Source organism: Polaromonas vacuolata (genome assembly GCF_012584515.1).
GTDB classification, from domain to species: Bacteria; Pseudomonadota; Gammaproteobacteria; order Burkholderiales; family Burkholderiaceae_C; genus Polaromonas; species Polaromonas vacuolata.
The window spans coordinates 2,771,340-2,789,050 of record NZ_CP051461.1 but is presented as its reverse complement, the minus strand read 5'-3'; the positions used below and the strand labels follow the sequence as shown (position 1 = coordinate 2,789,050).

General features: G+C 54.3%; 13 protein-coding genes and 1 riboswitch. Of the genes, 12 read left to right on the top strand and 1 reads right to left on the bottom strand.

The window, feature by feature from the left end:
* Positions 1 to 63 precede the first annotated feature (63 nt).
* Positions 64 to 1,149 carry a nitrogen regulation protein NR(II) gene (glnL, locus tag HC248_RS12695; RefSeq protein ID WP_238342623.1) on the top strand — a complete coding sequence of 362 codons (1,086 nt, stop codon included), beginning with the start codon at positions 64 to 66 and terminating at the stop codon, positions 1,147 to 1,149.
* Between the two features lie 92 nt (positions 1,150 to 1,241).
* Positions 1,242 to 2,816 carry a nitrogen regulation protein NR(I) gene (gene ntrC / locus HC248_RS12690; RefSeq protein ID WP_168922794.1) on the top strand — a complete coding sequence of 525 codons (1,575 nt, stop codon included), beginning with the start codon at positions 1,242 to 1,244 and terminating at the stop codon, positions 2,814 to 2,816.
* Positions 2,817 to 3,063: 247 nt separating this feature from the next.
* Here ntrC and xth read toward each other — a convergent pair whose 3' ends face one another.
* Positions 3,064 to 3,846, bottom strand: coding sequence for an exodeoxyribonuclease III (gene xth / locus HC248_RS12685; protein ID WP_168923827.1), 783 nt, complete (start codon positions 3,844 to 3,846; stop codon positions 3,064 to 3,066).
* Between the two features lie 268 nt (positions 3,847 to 4,114).
* On the opposite strand from xth, the gene bluB reads away from it, so the two are divergent.
* The 10 genes from bluB (at position 4,115) to HC248_RS12635 (ending at position 17,709) form a co-directional block, all read left to right on the top strand.
* A complete protein-coding gene (gene bluB, locus HC248_RS12680) occupies positions 4,115 to 4,813 on the top strand; it encodes a 5,6-dimethylbenzimidazole synthase (protein ID WP_420371986.1) in 699 nt (232 codons plus the stop codon).
* Positions 4,814 to 5,830, top strand: coding sequence for an adenosylcobinamide-phosphate synthase CbiB (gene cbiB, locus HC248_RS12675; RefSeq protein WP_168922793.1), 1,017 nt, complete (start codon positions 4,814 to 4,816; stop codon positions 5,828 to 5,830).
* Entirely contained in the window at positions 5,827 to 6,840 is a 1,014-nt protein-coding gene (locus HC248_RS12670; protein ID WP_168922792.1) for an aminotransferase class I/II-fold pyridoxal phosphate-dependent enzyme, read from the top strand. The genes cbiB and HC248_RS12670 overlap by 4 nt, the downstream gene beginning before the upstream one ends.
* Positions 6,837 to 8,387 (top strand): cobyric acid synthase, encoded by a 1,551-nt coding sequence (locus tag HC248_RS12665; protein ID WP_168922791.1) that lies wholly within the window; start codon positions 6,837 to 6,839, stop codon positions 8,385 to 8,387. Before HC248_RS12670 ends, HC248_RS12665 begins: the two co-directional genes overlap by 4 nt.
* A gap of 89 nt (positions 8,388 to 8,476) precedes the next feature.
* Positions 8,477 to 8,710: riboswitch (cobalamin riboswitch) on the top strand.
* Positions 8,711 to 8,779: 69 nt separating this feature from the next.
* On the top strand, positions 8,780 to 10,225 hold the full coding sequence (locus tag HC248_RS12660) for a cobyrinic acid a,c-diamide synthase CobB (protein WP_168922790.1): 1,446 nt from the start codon (positions 8,780 to 8,782) through the stop codon (positions 10,223 to 10,225).
* Positions 10,226 to 10,296: 71 nt separating this feature from the next.
* Positions 10,297 to 10,866: a cob(I)yrinic acid a,c-diamide adenosyltransferase gene (cobO, locus tag HC248_RS12655; RefSeq protein WP_168922789.1), complete on the top strand. Its 570-nt coding sequence runs from the start codon at positions 10,297 to 10,299 to the stop codon at positions 10,864 to 10,866.
* Between the two features lie 72 nt (positions 10,867 to 10,938).
* Positions 10,939 to 12,021: a cobalamin biosynthesis protein CobW gene (gene cobW, locus HC248_RS12650; RefSeq protein ID WP_168922788.1), complete on the top strand. Its 1,083-nt coding sequence runs from the start codon at positions 10,939 to 10,941 to the stop codon at positions 12,019 to 12,021.
* Between the two features lie 5 nt (positions 12,022 to 12,026).
* Positions 12,027 to 15,947, top strand: a complete 3,921-nt coding sequence (cobN, locus tag HC248_RS12645) for a cobaltochelatase subunit CobN (RefSeq protein ID WP_168922787.1) — start codon at positions 12,027 to 12,029, stop codon at positions 15,945 to 15,947.
* Positions 15,944 to 17,038, top strand: coding sequence for a magnesium chelatase ATPase subunit I (locus tag HC248_RS12640; RefSeq protein ID WP_168922786.1), 1,095 nt, complete (start codon positions 15,944 to 15,946; stop codon positions 17,036 to 17,038). Before cobN ends, HC248_RS12640 begins: the two co-directional genes overlap by 4 nt.
* Positions 17,017 to 17,709: a vWA domain-containing protein gene (locus HC248_RS12635; protein ID WP_168922785.1), complete on the top strand. Its 693-nt coding sequence runs from the start codon at positions 17,017 to 17,019 to the stop codon at positions 17,707 to 17,709. Before HC248_RS12640 ends, HC248_RS12635 begins: the two co-directional genes overlap by 22 nt.
* Positions 17,710 to 17,711 lie beyond the last annotated feature (2 nt).

Below are 17,711 nucleotides of genomic sequence, written 5' to 3'. Positions count from 1 at the left end.
GATTGCGTGGGTTTTCGTTCAGTCGTCCTATGCAGTCTGCATACATAGATCAAAATAGTTAACTTGAAAACACTTATTTCCCCAAGCGCATCACCGGCTCAGAACTCGCGTTTCCAATCCCTCGATCTTCTGGTCACCTTGGTGGCTGTCGTGCGATCTGATGGCACTGCCTTATTCGCCAATTCTGCATTTGAAGATGCCCTAGGCATGTCGCGCCGCACCATAGAGGGTTCGTGTTTACCGGACTTTTTTACTGATTCGGCGGTATTGCAAAATGCGCTTTTAGATGCCGAAAGCAATGCGTTTACAGCGCTTCGCTACGACGCTTGGTTGCGCCGCATTAATCAAGAACCATTGCCCGTACATGTGGTGTTAGCGCCCACCGACGTAGCCGGCGAGGCGATTATCGAATTGCTGCCGCTAGAGCATCAGGCTAAACAAGAGCGCGAAGAACGGCTGGTTGACCAAGCCCAAGCGAACAAAGAGTTGATCCGCAACTTAGCCCATGAAATTAAAAATCCCTTAGGCGGTATTCGCGGTGCCGCGCAATTGCTGCAAATGGAAATCAGCAAAGACCTGAGCGAGTACACCCAAGTGATTATTCACGAGGCCGACCGACTTCAGGTTTTAGTCGATAGATTGCTTGCGCCACATCGCCGGCCGCATTTGGTGGGCGACGTGAGTATTCATGAAGTCTGTGAGCGTGTGCGGTCCGTGGTGTTGGCTGAGTTTCCGCGCGGACTGCGCTTTGTGCGCGACTACGATATTTCAATTCCTGAGTTCCGCGGTGACCGCGAGCAATTGATTCAAGCCTTGCTCAACATCACCCATAACGCGGCGCAAGCGCTCACCGATCAGATCGCCAACGGGCAGGCGCAAATCACTTTTAAGACGCGAATTGCCAGACAAGTAACTTTTGGCAAGCAGCGCTATCGGTTGGCATTGGAATTGCATGTGATTGACAATGGACCGGGCGTGCCGGACGAGATCAAGGACCGAATTTTCTACCCGCTGATATCGGGACGAGAGGGCGGCACCGGGTTGGGGCTGACATTGGCGCAAACTTTTGTTCAGCAGCATCACGGATTGGTCGAGTGCGATAGCGTCCCGGGACGAACAGACTTTAAGGTGCTGATTCCCTTGCCTTGATCTTTGTCGTCCCTAGGGTCTGGTTCAAAGGCAGTTTTTTTAGCACTAGCAATGACACACCCATTGGGCACAGCCCAGAGACAGGACCGACTATGAAGCCCATCTGGATTGTTGACGACGACCAGTCGATTCGATTTGTGCTGGAAAAAGCCTTGCTGCGTGAAGACCTGCCAACCCGCAGTTTCACCAATCCGCGCGAGGTGCTAGCCGCACTTGAAATCGCCACTGAAGAAGATGGCCCGCAAATTTTAGTCAGCGACATCCGCATGCCGGGTGGATCGGGCTTAGATTTACTCGAAAAGGTTAAGCAAAAATTACCCGGCCTGCCAGTCATCATCATGACGGCCTATTCTGATCTGGACAGCGCTGTGTCAGCCTTTCAGGTCGGCGCTTTTGAATACATGCCCAAGCCGTTTGATCTGCCTAAGGCGGTCGAGCTGATTCGCCGCGCGGTAGAAGAAAGTCAGCGCGAAGAAGTCGCTGAAGAGCGCATGGTCGAAGCCCCTGAAATGCTAGGCCAAGCGCCGGCTATGCAAGACGTTTTTCGTGCTATTGGCCGACTTGGTCAGAGCAATGTCACGGTGATGATTACAGGCGAATCCGGCTCTGGCAAAGAGTTGGTGGCGCGCGCGCTGCACAAGCATTCAAACCGAGCGCACGGCGCTTTTATTGCCATTAACACCGCCGCCATTCCCAAAGATTTGTTAGAGAGTGAATTGTTCGGCCATGAGCGCGGCGCTTTTACCGGCGCACAAACCATGCGCCGCGGCCGCTTTGAGCAAGCCGATGGCGGCACCTTGTTTCTCGATGAAATCGGCGATATGCCGTTTGATTTACAGACCCGTTTGCTCAGAGTTTTATCCGACGGAAACTTCTACCGCGTCGGCGGCCACACCGCCATAAAAGCTAATTTGCGCGTGATCGCGGCAACCCATCAAGACCTTGAGCAACGCGTGATGGATGGTGTTTTCCGGGAAGACTTGTACCACCGGTTAAACGTCATACGTTTGCGTCTACCCGCTCTGCGTGAGCGGCGTGAAGACGTGTTTATGTTGACCCGTCACTTCTTGCAGCAAAGCGCCAAGCAACTCGGTGTCGATGCCAAACGCATCTCGGATGCGGCCTTGCAAGAGCTCAGCTTGTTTGCGTTTCCCGGCAACGTCAGGCAACTGGAAAACATCTGTCATTGGCTAACCGTGATGGCGCCCAGCCAAGTCATTGAACCCAAGGATTTGCCGCCTGAAATACACGGCACCAAACCAGTCCTGAGTCGCAGCGTGTCTGCCCTGTCAAGTCCGGCTGCGGCATCGGCTTTGCTGGAACCCGGCTTGGCCAGTCATAGTGCTCCGGCTTCGGCAGCATTGCCCACAGCCTCAGCCTATGAAACGCATCCAGCGTCTCAGCCTTTGACAGCAGACGCCGAAAGCGCCAGCACTACGCCGCTTGGAAATCAGCAGGGCTGGGAGGCCGGAATGCAAATCGAAGCGATGGCCTTGCTAGAGTCTGGTCACACCGATGTTTGGGAAATACTCACGCGCCGTTTTGAGTCCAGCCTGATACAGACAGCCTTGCAAAACACGCGTGGTCGGCGCATAGAAGCGGCGCAAAAGTTAGGCATAGGACGCAACACCATCACGCGCAAAATTCAGGAATTAAATCTGGAATAGTGCGCACTGATTTGCGTTTTTGAGATTAACGCCGCAATGAATTTGCGGTGTTTTTGTTGCATTGATTGAGGCTATAAATGCGGCGTTTTTTGCCGCTTTAATTGCCGCATTAATGGCCGCTCTAATAGCTGTGTTGTTGATACTGTCAGCTGCCGTTTTAATTTCTATGCAAACCCCGGCGACCTGCGCTCACCGGTTTTATTGGCTGAATTAAAGTGCCCGGCGACTGGCTAAGATCAAAGCGTATTTATATCCCAGCCAATTCCACAATCACCGGAACATGATCACTTGGTCGCTCATTTTTGCGCGGCAGTTTGTCGATCACGCAGCTGCTGACTTTTTCTTTCAGCGCTTGGCTCACCAGCACATGGTCAATGCGCAGACCGCGATTGCGTCTGAACGCAAACTCGCGGTAATCCCACCATGAATAGCTTTTCTCAGGCTGCTCAAAAAGTCTAAACGCATCCGTTAAACCTAACTCGATTAAGGCTTGAAAATGCGCACGCTCCGCGCTAGTGTGGTGAATCGTTTCGCGCAAACCTTCTGCATCGTAAGTGTCGCGGTCATCGACTGTGATATTGAAGTCGCCCACCAACACCAGTTGCGCATGGTTTGCTAACTCATCACGCAATGCATTTTGCAGACCTTCAAGCCAGCGCATTTTGTATTCAAACTTTTCGCTGTCCGGTGCTTGACCGTTCACAAAGTAGCCGTTAACCAGCCGCACTTCGCCGACCGGCGAGTCCAGCGTGACAGTGATGACGCGCGACTGCTCATCAGCAAAACCAGTGATGTTTTTGACCACATCACGCGGCGCTGTTCGGCTCAGTATGGCCACACCGTTATAAGTTTTCTGACCAAAAACCGCGCTGTGATAACCCGCCGCCTCGATCTCTTTAAAAGGAAACTTTTCATCGGTCAGCTTGAGTTCTTGCAGGCACAACGCATCGACTGGGTTGGCGGCTAGCCAATCGAGTACTTGCGGCAGACGCACGGTAAGGGAATTCACGTTCCAGGTGGCAATTTTCATCATTAGATAATTTTTTAATTTAAGTGTTAAAAGAAATTTTTTCTCACCATCTTGCTAGCAGGTTCAGTGGCTTCTGTACCCATGAATATCGATTGAGTGTAGCCTTCGCTCTTTTTCATTGAATTGACACCAATGCAGATTAAGTATCTAAGCGCTTAAGTTACGACTTTGTATATAAATAGTCTCTACTAATGCTGCACCGCCAACGCTCGCTTATTATGGAAAGTTAATTTGACTGTGAATCGATTTCAAACGGGACTGACGACACATGACTTTGCCTTCGGAGATAAAACGTATGGAATGCACGGATAACAAGCCTGGCGCTAAGGCGTTCAGTGCAGCTGAGACTCAGGCGGTTTACAGGGCTATTTTTGAGCGCCGCGACATGCGGCATTTTTCTGGTGGCAGTGTTGCGCCTGATGTCATGCGCCGTTTACTGACTGCCGCGCATCACGCGCCCAGCGTAGGTTTTATGCAGCCATGGCGATTTTTACGGGTTACTGACAGCGCATTGCGTTTGCGTTTAAAAGCCTTGGTTGAGCAGGAGCGGCTTCTCACCGCAAAAGCCTTGGGTGAACGAGAAGACTCTTTTATGCGCTTGAAAGTCGAAGGCATATGTGATGCTGCTGAGCTCTGGATGGTGGCCTTAGCCCCAGGTCGCGAAGCGCATGTGTTTGGCCGTAGAACCATGCCGCAAATGGATTTGGCGTCGGCTGCATGTGCGATTCAAAACCTGAGCTTGGCCGCGCGGGCTGAAGGTGTTGGGATCGGCTGGGTGTCAATGTTTGACCCATTAGCAGTCGCCACCTTATTCAATATGCCAGAAGGCTCGACCCCAATTGCGCTGCTTTGCATTGGCCCTGTCCATACTTTTTATGACGAACCCATGTTGCAGCAAGAAGGCTGGGCGACTCGTTGCACACTTGACTCGCTGCTCTTTGAAAACACTTGGGGGCAAGCGTTGTAGATGTCTACGCTATTTCTTTTTGCACCATTTTTGACTGTATTTTTAGCTGTGTTGGTAGCCTTCGCAGTAGACCATTTTTTAGGCGAACCACCGCTGCGCTGGCATCCTGTTGTGTGGATGGGCAAGGCTTTAGAGCGTTGCACGCCTTGGGTTTTGACCAGTAGTAATGCGCTAGCAGTGGATGCAAAAGACTGGAAAACGTTTAGCCGTGGCGCGTTGGTTTGGCTTGTGCTGGCTAGCTTTTTTGTCATCGCCAGCTGGGGCTTTCATTTGGCTATACAGCAAGCGCCGTTTTGGTTGGTGCCGTTGCTATTGGGCTTTGTGCTCAAACCTTTGCTGGCTTGGCGCATGCTCTTCGCTGAGGTGCAAGCGGTTGAGGCTGCGCTGCAAATATCCTTGGCCGCAGGGCGTGAGCGTTTGGCTTGGCTGGTCAGCCGCGATGTGACTGAGCTCAGTGCCGACCAAGTGCGCCAAAGCGCGATGGAGTCTTTGGCTGAAAATTTAAACGACTCAGTGGTTGCGCCGATTTTTTGGTTTTTGCTGCTTGGCCTGCCGGGCGCAGCGCTCTACCGCTTTGCCAATACTGCCGACGCCATGTGGGGTTATAAAGGCGTGTACAAAGGCCGTCGCTGGGAATGGGCGGGTAAGTGGGCGGCGCGTGCAGATGATGTGCTGAGCTGGTTGCCCGCACGTTTAACTGCGCTGGCGCTGGCTGTTGCTGCGGGTGGACTAAGTCTTAAACAATTACGCCGCGAAGCCGCGCTCACACCATCGCCCAACAGTGGTTGGCCTATGGCGGCGATGGCGCTGGCAATCTGTGTGTGCCTGCACAAACCCGGCGTTTATGCGCTGAATAAATCCGGCCGCGCGACTCAAGCGGCAGACACAAATTCTGCGCTGCGCTTAGGGAACTTCGCGCTGTTTTGGTTTGTAGTCGCTGCATTTCTCGTGCTTACCGCGATATTTTTAATCGCTAATTACTCGGTTGTTGCCGCGCAGTTTGGCGGTGCTTTATGAATGCAATGCACGGTGGGCCGGATGCGCTAGGTGTGCCTTTGTACGATTTTTCTACCAACGCCAATGCCTGCGGCCCATACCCTCAGGCAGTCGCTGCTTTGCTTTTATGCGATGCGCGTTATTACCCAGACCCGGCCTACACCGTCTTGCGCCAACAGCTGGCGGATTTTCATGCGGTAGAGGCTTGGCGCATCGTATTAGCGGGTAGTGCGAGCGAATTTATTTACCGCATTACCGCTTGGGTGCAGCGCGGTGGTGCGCGCACTGTGCGACTGCCGCTACACGCTTATGGCGACTACGCCGCTGCCGCTAGCGCTTGGGGTTTGGACGTCGTCACCCACCCGCAAGAGGCGGCGTTAGCTTGGGGCTGTGAGCCGTCTAGCCCACTCGGCCAAGCGCAAACCGAATGGACACAAGCATCGTTCATGCAGCGCAGCGATGGTGTTCGTGTGTTGGACTGCGCTTATGCGCCTCTGCGCTTAACCGGCACTTCAAGTTTGCTTGGGGTTCAGCAAAACCATCTCTGGCAACTCTGGACGCCGAACAAAGCCCTAGGCCTGACCGGTGTACGCGGCGCTTATGCGATTGCGCCAGTTAGCGCTCAAGAGGCTGTGATCGCGCTTAACGCCATGTGTCCGTCTTGGCCGTTAGGCGTTCACGCTGTGGCTATGCTGCAAGCTTGGCTGCAACCAGAGGCGCAAAACTGGTTGATACAAAGTTTAGAAATCTTGCGTCAATGGAAGCTGCGTCAACTAAATATGCTGCAAGGTTTGGGCTGGATTTGCTTGCCTAGCGAGGCTAATTTTTTTTGCGCACGGCCTTTGGGTGACGATTCTGGCGCAGCCATCAAAACATTAACTGCTGCGCTCACGCATTTGCGCCATCACGGCATAAAACTGCGTGATGCATCTTCGTTTGGTTTGCCCGGCCATGTTCGGCTGGGCGTATTGTCACCAGTAGCGCAAGACGCGTTAGCCAGTGCTTGGAAACTTTTTAAGGACAATCAATGACTGCACGATGTGTGATGGTGCTGGGCACTACCAGCGGCGCTGGCAAGAGTTGGGTGACGACAGCTTTGTGTCGTTACTACGCGCGCCAAGGCTTAAAAGTGGCACCCTTTAAAGCGCAAAACATGAGCAATAACGCACGAGTGGTGGCGAGTAAAAACGCTGGCGATGTCGGTGGCGGCGAGATTGGTTCGGCGCAATATTTTCAAGCGCTGGCGGCACGCGCTGTACCCGATGTGCGCATGAACCCGCTGCTACTCAAACCCGAGCGCGATACCCACAGTCAAGTGGTGTTGATGGGCCAGGTCAGCGAAGCGCTCACTGCCATGCCGTGGCGCGGCCGTAGCGCGCATGTGTGGCCGCCTATCGCGCAGGCCTTAGATGATTTGCGTGCCGAAAACGATGTGGTGGTGATTGAAGGCGCGGGCTCACCCGCAGAAATTAATTTATCCAATAGCGACATTGTCAATATGCGCGTAGCCATGCACTGCAAAGCCCAGTGTTTGCTCGTCACTGACATAGACAGAGGCGGGGCGTTTGCGCATTTGTACGGTACTTGGGCTTTATTGCCTGAAGCTGAACGAGGCTTGATTAAAGGCTATGTGCTGAACAAATTTCGCGGTGATGCGGCGCTGTTAGCGCCGGCGCCGCAGATGTTGTTAGACCTGACCGGTGTGCCCATAGTCGCCACTTTGCCGATGTGGTGGCAGCACGGTTTGCCCGAAGAAGACGGGGTGTTTGACATGAGCAGCACGCTAGGTGGGGGCGACGCATCAACACTTGCTAAGCCCAGAGTGGTCTGCGTGATCGCCTACCCGCGCATGAGTAATTTAGATGAATTTCAGCCGCTTAAAAACGTGCCCGGTCTGCATTTAAAGTGGGTGCGTAGCCCAGCAGAACTGGCTAGTTTGAAGCCAAACGACTGGATTATTTTGCCGGGTTCTAAAAACACCAGCGGAGATTTAGCTTGGCTGCGCAGTCAAGGACTGGACCGCGCCGTGGCAGACCACGCGGCGCTTGGCGGTGCGGTGCTGGGTATTTGCGGCGGCTTGCAAATGCTCGGCGAGGCCTTGATCGACACGCACGGCATTGACGGCAATGCGCCGGGCTTGGGCTTGCTGCCGCTGGTGACGGTTTTTGCACAAGACAAAACGGTGCAATATACCCAGACCCGATTTTTGACAAACACAGAGGCGATCGCCGACGCTGTTGATGCTGACGTTTCGGCTTGGGCTGCGTTAGCGGGTACGCCGGTTTCGGGCTACGAAATTCATCACGGCTTGACAACGCAGCACTCAGCTTTTGCCAAAGCCGGAAATTTTACCCGTGCGGTTTTGCCCAACGATTTGGGTTGGGTGAATGCACAAGGCAATGTGTTGGGTCTGTATTTGCACGGCATGTTTGAAGACCCGGCAGTGCTGCAAGCGCTTTTTGGTGCCAACGTTCCTACCCTTGATTTTGTGTTTGATGGTCTGGCCGATTACATTGAAAAGCACTTTGAATCCGGCGTGTTGGATGCGCTAATTGCTTCACCATCTGCGCCGATTTAAACTTTTTTTAAGTCCTGCTTATAAGCGCCTAGACGTTGGAATTCGATCAAAATCGATATCGACCGATTCGGCGAGGGCAAGCAAATTTGAGTTACTATAACCAAGTTGGTGCTCGCAACATGAATCACATGCTGCAGTTCAACGGGAAACAGGAGGGTTGGCTATTGACAGCAAACCTAACCTGCGCTGCCCCCGCAACGGTAAGTGAACGAGCCCTTAGGCTCAGTTTTCATCACAGCCACTGAGCGTTTTTAATACGCGCTTGGGAAGGCGATGAAATTTGTTTCACCAGCCCGGATACCGGCCAACAAAGTAGTTGCACGCGTGCGTGCGATTGTTTCGTCCAAGCACCATCGGGGAAGATAGTGAGGGCAAAAACGTTGTCTGTATCCATGTTTTCCCAAATTGAGCGATCCGCACCGGTAAGCTTTGCTTGCCCTGCCATCTTGATCACCGCACCTGCGTCGGGTCAAGGCAAGACGACTGTCACGTCTGCACTCGCACGTCTGCACACTCGCCAAGGGCGCAAAGTGCGCGTCTTTAAATGCGGCCCCGATTTCCTCGATCCCTTCTGGCACACGCTTGCCAGCGGCGCTCCCGTACATCAACTCGATTTATGGATGACGGGCGAGGCGGACTGCCGCGCTAGATTAATGGCGGCCGCCGCTGACGCCGATTTGATTTTGGTCGAAGGTGTGATGGGCTTGTTCGATGGCGAGCCCAGCGCTGCCGATCTAGCGCAAAAGTTTGGCCTGCATGTGCTCGCCGTGGTCAATGCATCGGCCATGGCTGAGACTTTTGGTGCAGTCACATTTGGTTTGCAACATTACCGGCCCGGTCTGCATTGGGCTGGCGTGCTGGCTAATCAAGTGGGTAGCGACCGCCACACGCAAATGTTGCAATCTAGCTTGCGCGACCCCGCGCATTGGATGGGCGCTGTTAAGCGAAACCCAGCGATGAACTTACCCGGTCGGCATTTGGGTTTGACGGTGGCCAATGAACTCACCGACGCAATGGAAAGACTAGACGCCGCCGCCGACGCGTTAGCTGAAACCCCGTTGGGGCAAATGTCTGTGGCTGAATTAAAGCGTTGGGAGGTTTGTTTTGAAAGTTCAAACGCAACTGCCGATACGGACACCGCAAACTTCAAAGCCGAGCTTGCGTTCACTACCCGCCCCTTAGCCAATCAAACGATTGCTGTTGCGCGAGACGCAGCTTTTTGTTTTATTTATGCGGCCAACCTAGATTGCCTGCGCGAGCTGGGCGCGCAAATTACTTTCTTCTCGCCCTTGGCCGACAGCGCCGTGCCGGCTTGTGATGCAGTTTGGATTCCCGGTGGTTATCCAGAACTACACGCCGTCCCTATTGCCGCCAATACAGATTTTCGTGACTCGTTGGCGCAGCATGTAGGTCTGGGTAAACCGGTATGGGCCGAGTGCGGCGGCATGATGTCTTTGTTTCAAATACTCGTCACGGCTGATGGCGAAAAGCATAGTCAGTGGGGCATATTGCCGGGTGAAGTCAGCATGCACAAACGCTTGTCGGGTCTGGGGCCGCAGCAGTTGCGTTTAGATTCTGGCCTATTGCGCGGTCACACATTTCACTACTCCACCACCGCGACTAGTTTGCAAGCCGTAACCCGCACTTCGCGGCCGAATCTAGCACCCATGCCTGACGTTGGCGAGGCGCTTTGGCAACAGGGCTCTGTGCGCTGCAGTTATTTTCACGCTTGGTTTCCTTCTTGTCCGGCTGCGGTTGCTGAGCTCTTTAGCCCAAGCCCGCGCACGGAATTAAGCGCTGTGTTGCCCGAAGCGCAGTGCGCTCTGACGACTGCGTAAAGGCCATCACATGAAAAATTTAATGCTTACCGACAAGCGTTTTGTATCCCCGAAAAAGACGAAAGCCAGTCATGGAAATTGAAGCCCCACCCCTGCTGCGTGACACGCCAAAACCCACCGGCGAACGGCGTGGTTTGGTCATAGTCCACACCGGCACTGGCAAAGGCAAAAGCACAGCCGCATTTGGTTTGGCGCTGCGTGCCCACGGTCGGGGCAAAGTCATCAAGGTTTATCAATTCATGAAAGTGCCGACTGCGCGTTTCGGTGAGCACCGACTGTTTGAACAACTCGGTGTGCCAATTGTCGGCTTGGGCGATGGCTTTAGCTGGAAGAGTCGTGACTTAGAGCACTCGGCTGAGTTGGCTCAATTTGGCTGGGCGCAGGCTGAAGCAACGATTCGTGCGGGTGAACATTTCATGGTGGTGCTGGACGAAATCATGTATCCGCTGCGCTATGGGTGGATGCCCTTGGAGCCTGTACTGGCCTGCTTGCGCGAGCGTCCGCCTCACGTCCATGTGGTGCTCACTGGCCGTGGCGCGCCCGCAGAAATTATTGAACTGGCCGACACGGTGACAGAAATGACGCTAATCAAACATCACTTTAAAGCTGGTGTGCCCGCACAGCGCGGCATCGAAGATTGAATTTTTTAAGTTTAAGAATTTCTCTGTCGAAATCTTAAAACTTGATTTTTAAAACACTTAATAGGACTGCAGATGCAAACCCGCAAAATTCCCGCAACAATCATCACCGGCTTTCTGGGCAGTGGCAAAACCACGTTGCTACGTCACTTACTAAGCAACGCCAACGGGCGCCGCATTGCAGTGATTGTTAACGAGTTTGGTGAGTTGGGTATTGACGGTGAGTTGCTGCGTAGCTGCGGCATCGGTTGCGATGAAGACGGTAAACCCAACGGGGAATACATCGGTCAGGTCGTTGAATTAGCCAACGGCTGCCTATGTTGCACGGTGCAAGAAGAGTTTGCACCGGCTATGGAATTGTTAGCCGCTCGCCGTGATGAGATTGATTACTTGGTGATTGAAACTTCCGGTTTGGCTTTGCCCAAACCTTTGGTTCAAGCTTTTCAATGGCCGGCTTTGCGCAATGCTTTCACTGTTGACTCTGTTATCACCGTGGTGGATGCGCCTGCTGTAGCCGCAGGCCGTTTTGCCGATGACCCGGTAGCCGTCGATGCGCAGCGTAAACAAGACGAAAATTTAGACCACGACTCACCTCTGGCCGAATTGTTTGAAGACCAACTGGCTACCGCCGATTTAGTGATTGTGCATAAAACTGACGGCATGGATGCGGTCACTTTGGCGCATGTCGAAACCTTGATTCGTCTTGAAACCCTGCCCGGTGTCAAGTTAGTGCATGTGCAGCACGGCAAGATTGATCCTGCTTTGTTATTAGGCTTAGAGCGCTCGGTAGAAGACGTGATTGACCAGCGTAAAACCCATCACGACGAAGAAGAAGATCACGACCACGATGCGTTTGACTCCATCGCCGTGACCCTTGATGTGTCTGACCGCGCCGCCTTAATTAACGCATTGACCAGTCTTGTTCAAGCCCATGAAATTTTCCGCGTCAAAGGCTTTGTGTCTTTGCCAAACATTGCGATGCGGCTGGTAGTTCAAGGCGTGGGTCAACGTTTTGAGAGTTACTTTGACCGTGCTTGGCGTGCGGATGAAGTGCGCGCCAGTCGGCTGGTGTTGATTGGTGAGCATTTAGATGCGGCGCAATTACAGCAACAAATTCAAAACCAATTACACGAGCAGTTGCAGTTCGAAAAAGTCTAAACCACATGCATTTGCTCTCCACACGCCCAGGCGGCTACGTAGAAGATGACGGCTTGGGCGTGGTGCGCGTGGCGCAAACACCGGGTGAGATTGTCATTCTCAGTGCCGCTGATACGACGCTGGCTTTGCTGTCTGATGTCGCTTCCAGCTTGGACGATAGTTACCCCAAAATTCGCCTAGCGAACTTGATGTGGTTGCGTCAGCCCGCCAGCATGGACATGTATGTGGACGATGTTTTGCGCCACGCCCGCGTGGTGGTGATCGACCATCTGGGCAGCTTGAGCGAGTGGGCCTACGTGGTCGACCAAGCCATGGAACAAGCTGCAGCGCGTGGTTTGAAATTATTCATTTTCTCGGGTGATAACTTTGAAGACATGCAATTGCTTTTACGCAGCAATATGCCGCACGACGACTGTCGTCATCTGTGGCGCTGTTTACGCGAAGGCGGCCGCAGTAATGCACAAAACTTCTTTCAGTTTTTAGGTCATACGGCTTTTGGTTTGGGCGAACGCCCGGCACCCGCCGCGGTATTGCCACCTGCTTTGGTTTACAGGCCGCCACACAATGCGGCTGCGTGGATAGCTGGCGCACCCGTCGCTATGCTGGTTTTTTACCGCGCACATTTTGAGTCCGGCAACACCGCATTATTTGACGCCATGCTGGCGGGCTTGGCCCAAGCTGGTGTTAACGGTGTCGCAGTAGCGGTTGACTCGCTGAAGAACCCGACTAGTTTTGCGCTGCTGCAATCGGTTGCGGCTGAGCACCAAGTCGCTGTGGTTTTAAATGCCACTAGCTTTGCCGTTGCATCGATTGCGGGTGATGATGAAATACAAGACTGGCAAGCGCAAAGTGCGGCGCAGTCACTCAAGCAAATGGCCGGTGACGCACCCGTGCTGCAACTGATTACTGCTGGTTGCTCGCTAGAACAATGGCAGGCAGACCCACATGGCCTAGCCCCGCGTGACTTGGCTATGCAGGTGGTGTTGCCCGAAGTGGATGGCCGCATACTGACACGTGCGATTAGTTTTAAAGGCATGGCTTGGCGCTGTGAGCGCACTCAGATCGATGTGGTGCGTTACCAGCCAGAGCCGGAACGAATTGCTTTTGTCGCAGAGCTTACGCGGCGTTGGAGCGCACTGCGGCATAAAAATAATAGCGATAAACGCGTGGCTTTAATTCTGTCCAACTATCCCAACGACGATTCGCGTCTGGCCAACGGCGTGGGTTTGGATACGCCTGCGTCTTGTGTATTGATGCTGCAAGCCTTGCAAGACGCGCACTACAGCACTGGCGTAGTGCCAGATTCTAGCGACCAACTTATGGCCTTGCTGTTGGCAAGCGTCACCAATAATGTGGCGGCTAATGATGAGCGACCAGTCGGTCAAAGCTTGGCCATGAATGACTACTTAGCCGACTTCAACGCACTGCCGGTAGCTAGCCGTGACGCGATCAATACGCTCTGGGGTTTGCCGCAAACTGACCCGATGCTGCGCGCCGGTCGATTCATGATTTCGGGTCAACGCTTTGGCAATGTATTTGTCGGCAACCAACCCGCACGCGCACGCGGCAGGGATTTAGTTGCCAGTTACCACGATGCGGATTTAGTGCCTACGCACAACTATTTGGCATTTTATTTTTGGCTGCGCCGTCAGTTCGCGGTGGATGCCGTCGTCCACGTTGGCACGCACGGCAACTTGGAATGGTTGCCGGGTAAAAGCGTTGCGCTGGGTGCGACTTGCTGGCCAGACGTGATTCTTGGCCCACTGCCGCATCTTTATCCCTTTATCGTGAATAACCCGGGCGAAGGCAGTCAAGCCAAACGCCGCACACAAGCCGTCATCATTGACCACTTAATGCCGGCCTTGATGCGCGCTGAAACCTATGGCCCGCTGCAAGCCTTAGAGCGGCAGATGGATGAGTACTACGAAGCCCTGTCGCTAGACCCACGCCGCGCAAAACTTTTACGCGCGAGTATTTTGGATAAGGTGCTGGAAAATAATTTGCACCTGGAATTAGGCTTTGATAATCCCGCAGACGACGCGGGACGCGAAGCCTTGCTGAACCGCTTAGACGCCTATCTTTGTGAAATCAAAGAAGCGCAAATTCGGGACGGCCTGCACACTTTCGGCCGCTCACCAACCGGCCGGCAGCGCACTGATACGCTGGTGGCTTTGGCGCGCTTTCCGAGCGGCAAGGGCGCTGACCAAGGCAGTTTGTTAGTCGCTTTGGCGCAGGATTTAAGTCTGCATTTGGTGGATGGTTTTGATGTCTTAAGTCCTGAGTGGGCACAGCCCTGGAATGGGCCACGGCCAGAGGCGTTACAGCTACTTAGTGGCGCCGCTTGGCGTCACGCCGGTCATACGCGGGAGCGGCTGGAACTACTCGCTACGCAGCTGGTTAATGAGTGTTTGAATCAAGACTCTCAAAACCAAAATGCTGAAGAATTAGTTTTGCTGCCTGTTGATTTATGGCCGCAAACCGCAGCAGTTCTGCAGCGTTTGAAAACCCGCTTAGCGCCGCGTTTAGATGCCTGTGGTCCGAATGAAATATTGCAATTGCTGCGCGGTCTTGACGGGCGCTTTGTGCCACCCGGCCCCAGCGGTGCACCGTCGCGTGGTCGGCCCGATGTATTGCCCACCGGGCGTAATTTCTTCTCTGTAGACACCAGAGCAGTACCCACAGCCACGGCCTACAACATGGGCGCCAAAGCGGCAAACCTACTGGTAGAGCGCCATCTGCAAGACCACGGTGCTTTCCCCAAAGCCGTCGGTTTATCGGTCTGGGGCACTAGCACTATGCGCACTGGTGGCGAAGATATTAGCCAGGCATTTGCACTGCTAGGTGTGCGGCCTAAATGGGCGACTGGCAGCACCCGGGTAGTGGATATTGAAATCATGCCCATGAACATTAAAAGCCGTCCGCGGATTGATGTGACGCTGCGCGTGTCTGGATTTTTTCGTGATGCTTTCCCCAACCTGATTGATTTGTTCGATGCAGCAGTACGCGCAGTTGCCGCCATTCCAGAGTCCGAGGAGTCCGATGAGGTCAACCCGATTCGTGCCCGCGTACAGCGTGAAGCCGACCAGGCGCTAGCCAAAGGCCTAGCCCAAGAAGAGGCAGAGCGCCAATCGACTTGGCGCGTGTTTGGTCCGCGCCCGGGTGGCTACGGCACGGGTTTGCAAGAGGTGGTTGACAGTGGCAACTGGACGGATGGCGCCGACTTAGCAAAAGCCTATTTGCGCGCCGGCTCTTTTGCCTACGGACAAGATGAACACGGCAAGGCTGCGGCCGAGATTTTTGAGCAGCGCTTAAGCGGCATCGACACCATCGTGCACAACCAAGATAACCGCGAGCACGACATCCTCGACTCAGCCGATTACTACCAGTTTCAAGGCGGTATGGCGGTGGCTGTGAAGCACTTGAGCGGCAACGACGCGACGCTCTACCACGGCGACTTTAGTGTGCCCGGCTCACCGCGTATTCGCACACTGGGTGAAGAAGTCGCCCGCGTCGTGCGCTCGCGAGCGGTTAATCCCAAGTGGTTAGAAGGCATTAAACGCCACGGCTACAAAGGTGCTTTTGAGATTGCCGCAACGGTGGACTTTTTGTTTGCTTTTGACGCTACCACCGGCGTAGTGGGTGACCACCAATATGAGTTGGTAGCAGATGCTTATCTGCACGATGCGGACACGCGCGAATTTCTACAACAAAACAATCCCGGCGCATTGCGCAGTGTGGGTGAGCGTTTGTTAGAAGCCATGCGGCGCGGCCTGTGGGCCGAACCGGGCGATCAGCTAGAACGTATTCAAGACCATTTGTTGGCGCTAGAGCAAGGCTTAGAAGAGGCTGAAAACCAAGCTGACAAACAAGCCGAAAACAATGCCGCAAATCTGCCACTAAAAACGCCACAGAAATTTTTGCCATGACCCTCACCGCTGCAAATCTTGTGCAAACCCCGCCCCGCGTGGTTTTTCCTTTCACCGCTTTAGTCGGCCAGCAATCGCTACAACAAGCGCTGTTGTTGGTCGCGATTGATCCGAGTATTGGTGGTTTGCTTATCAGCGGGCCGCGCGGTACGGCTAAATCGACAGCCGCTCGTGCGCTTGCCGCATTGCTTCCCGATGCGCCGTTTGTGACGCTGCCCTTGTCTGCTAGCTTAGAGCAAGTGGTCGGCAGTTTAAGCGTGGAAGACGCACTGCGCGACGGTACCTTGCGGCTCTCGCCCGGCTTAGTTGCACGCGCGCATTTGGGTTTGCTGTATGTTGATGAAGCCAACCTTTTGCCCGACGCGTTAGTCGATGCTTTGCTGGACGTAGCGGCGAGTGGCGTCAATACGCTGGAGCGCGACGGTATCTCGCAGCAGCACGCCGCAAGCTTTGTGCTGGTTGGCACTATGAACCCTGAAGAAGGTGATATTCGCCCACAACTACTAGACCGCTTTGGTTTGTCAGTCCGACTGGATAACCCGCTGGACTTAGAGCTGCGCCACAGCATTTTGCGCACTCGGCTAATGTTTGACGACAACCCTGAGGCTTTGCTGGCGCAGCACGCGGCTGCGTTAGCGGCGCTGGTCACCAAGCTAGCCCAAGCACGTGCTGCTTTGCCGAGCTTGCATTGGTCAGACGCGGTATTAACGCATGTCGCCCAACTGGCATTAGCTGCGGGTGTGGACGGCGTACGCGCTGACTTGGTGATGCTGCGCGCCGCCCGGGCTTATGCGGCTTTGCAAGGTAGCCTCGAAGTCAGTCTGCAAGATGTTGATGCCGTGGCCGAGTTGGCACTGGCGCATCGGCGTTCTGAGAATGCGCCGCCAGCTAGCCAAACTGAAAAATCGCAATCGTCAACATCAGCAGTAAAGACAACAGCAGAAAAATTGCCGCCGCCCTCAAACGATATTGCTGCTAACTCAACCCAATCTGATGCCAACGCAGCCGGTGATTGGGGTGCTATGGCGCCCACACCCAGCGCCACTAGGCGCGTCACGACGATAGGCGTATGGCCAGCAAAAAAGGCTTGAGCCACCCCGGCCAACGCCCGCCAACGCGGGCGGCTGGCGGGCGGTGGCTTGCACCCCAATCCAAGTCTTTTGCCTTGCCGCAGCCGAGCTTGCAACGCAAAGCGCAGAGTAACCCTATCGATGGGCCGCAGCTTGCGTGGCAACGCACGCTGGTGGCAAAAGGCTGCGGCCCGCTAGCGCGCAAACATTTGCGTTTTCAAGCGCTGAGTAAAAGTTTGCCGCTGCTGCATTGCATCGTTTTAGACACTTCAGGTTCTATGCGTCAAGACGGACGTTTAGCCTTGGCCAAAGGTTTTGCCGCACGCTTGATTGAAGTCGCCGCACGTGCTGGCGACGATGTGGCCTTGCTTAGTTTTGGTGGGCGTGGTGTTGAGCTTTTAATGCCGCCCGGCCCGGCGCGAGCTTCCGGTGTTATGCACGTGCGTCAGTGCGGCGGTGGCGGTGGCACGCCGCTGGCGCAAGCGTTGCTGGTGGCGCAAGCGTTGTTAAATAAGTCGCAGTCGGCTGCGCTGTGGTTGTTAACCGATGGCCGCACGCTAGAGCAACCAATCGCTGTGAAAGGCGTGGCGCACACCGTGATTGTGGATTTTGACGACCCCAAGCGTGGGCTGGGCCGCTGCGCTGCCTTGGCTAAGCGCTGGGGCGCTGAGCACAGACTCGCGCCTTTTTGAGT

Bases quoted from the DNA above. Each gene is read 5' to 3' on its own strand.
- ntrC (WP_168922794.1), top strand. From the start codon at position 1,242: ATGAAGCCCATCTGGATTGTTGACGACGACCAGTCGATTCGATTTGTG.
- HC248_RS12665 (WP_168922791.1), top strand. From the start codon at position 6,837: ATGACTGCACGATGTGTGATGGTGCTGGGCACTACCAGCGGCGCTGGC.
- cobW (WP_168922788.1), top strand. From the start codon at position 10,939: ATGCAAACCCGCAAAATTCCCGCAACAATCATCACCGGCTTTCTGGGC.
- cobN (WP_168922787.1), top strand. From the start codon at position 12,027: ATGCATTTGCTCTCCACACGCCCAGGCGGCTACGTAGAAGATGACGGC.
- HC248_RS12640 (WP_168922786.1), top strand. From the start codon at position 15,944: ATGACCCTCACCGCTGCAAATCTTGTGCAAACCCCGCCCCGCGTGGTT.
- cbiB (WP_168922793.1), top strand. From the start codon at position 4,814: ATGTCTACGCTATTTCTTTTTGCACCATTTTTGACTGTATTTTTAGCT.
- HC248_RS12660 (WP_168922790.1), top strand. From the start codon at position 8,780: ATGTTTTCCCAAATTGAGCGATCCGCACCGGTAAGCTTTGCTTGCCCT.
- xth (WP_168923827.1), bottom strand. From the start codon at position 3,846: ATGAAAATTGCCACCTGGAACGTGAATTCCCTTACCGTGCGTCTGCCG.
- HC248_RS12635 (WP_168922785.1), top strand. From the start codon at position 17,017: ATGGCCAGCAAAAAAGGCTTGAGCCACCCCGGCCAACGCCCGCCAACG.
- HC248_RS12670 (WP_168922792.1), top strand. From the start codon at position 5,827: ATGAATGCAATGCACGGTGGGCCGGATGCGCTAGGTGTGCCTTTGTAC.
- bluB (WP_420371986.1), top strand. From the start codon at position 4,115: ATGACTTTGCCTTCGGAGATAAAACGTATGGAATGCACGGATAACAAG.
- cobO (WP_168922789.1), top strand. From the start codon at position 10,297: ATGGAAATTGAAGCCCCACCCCTGCTGCGTGACACGCCAAAACCCACC.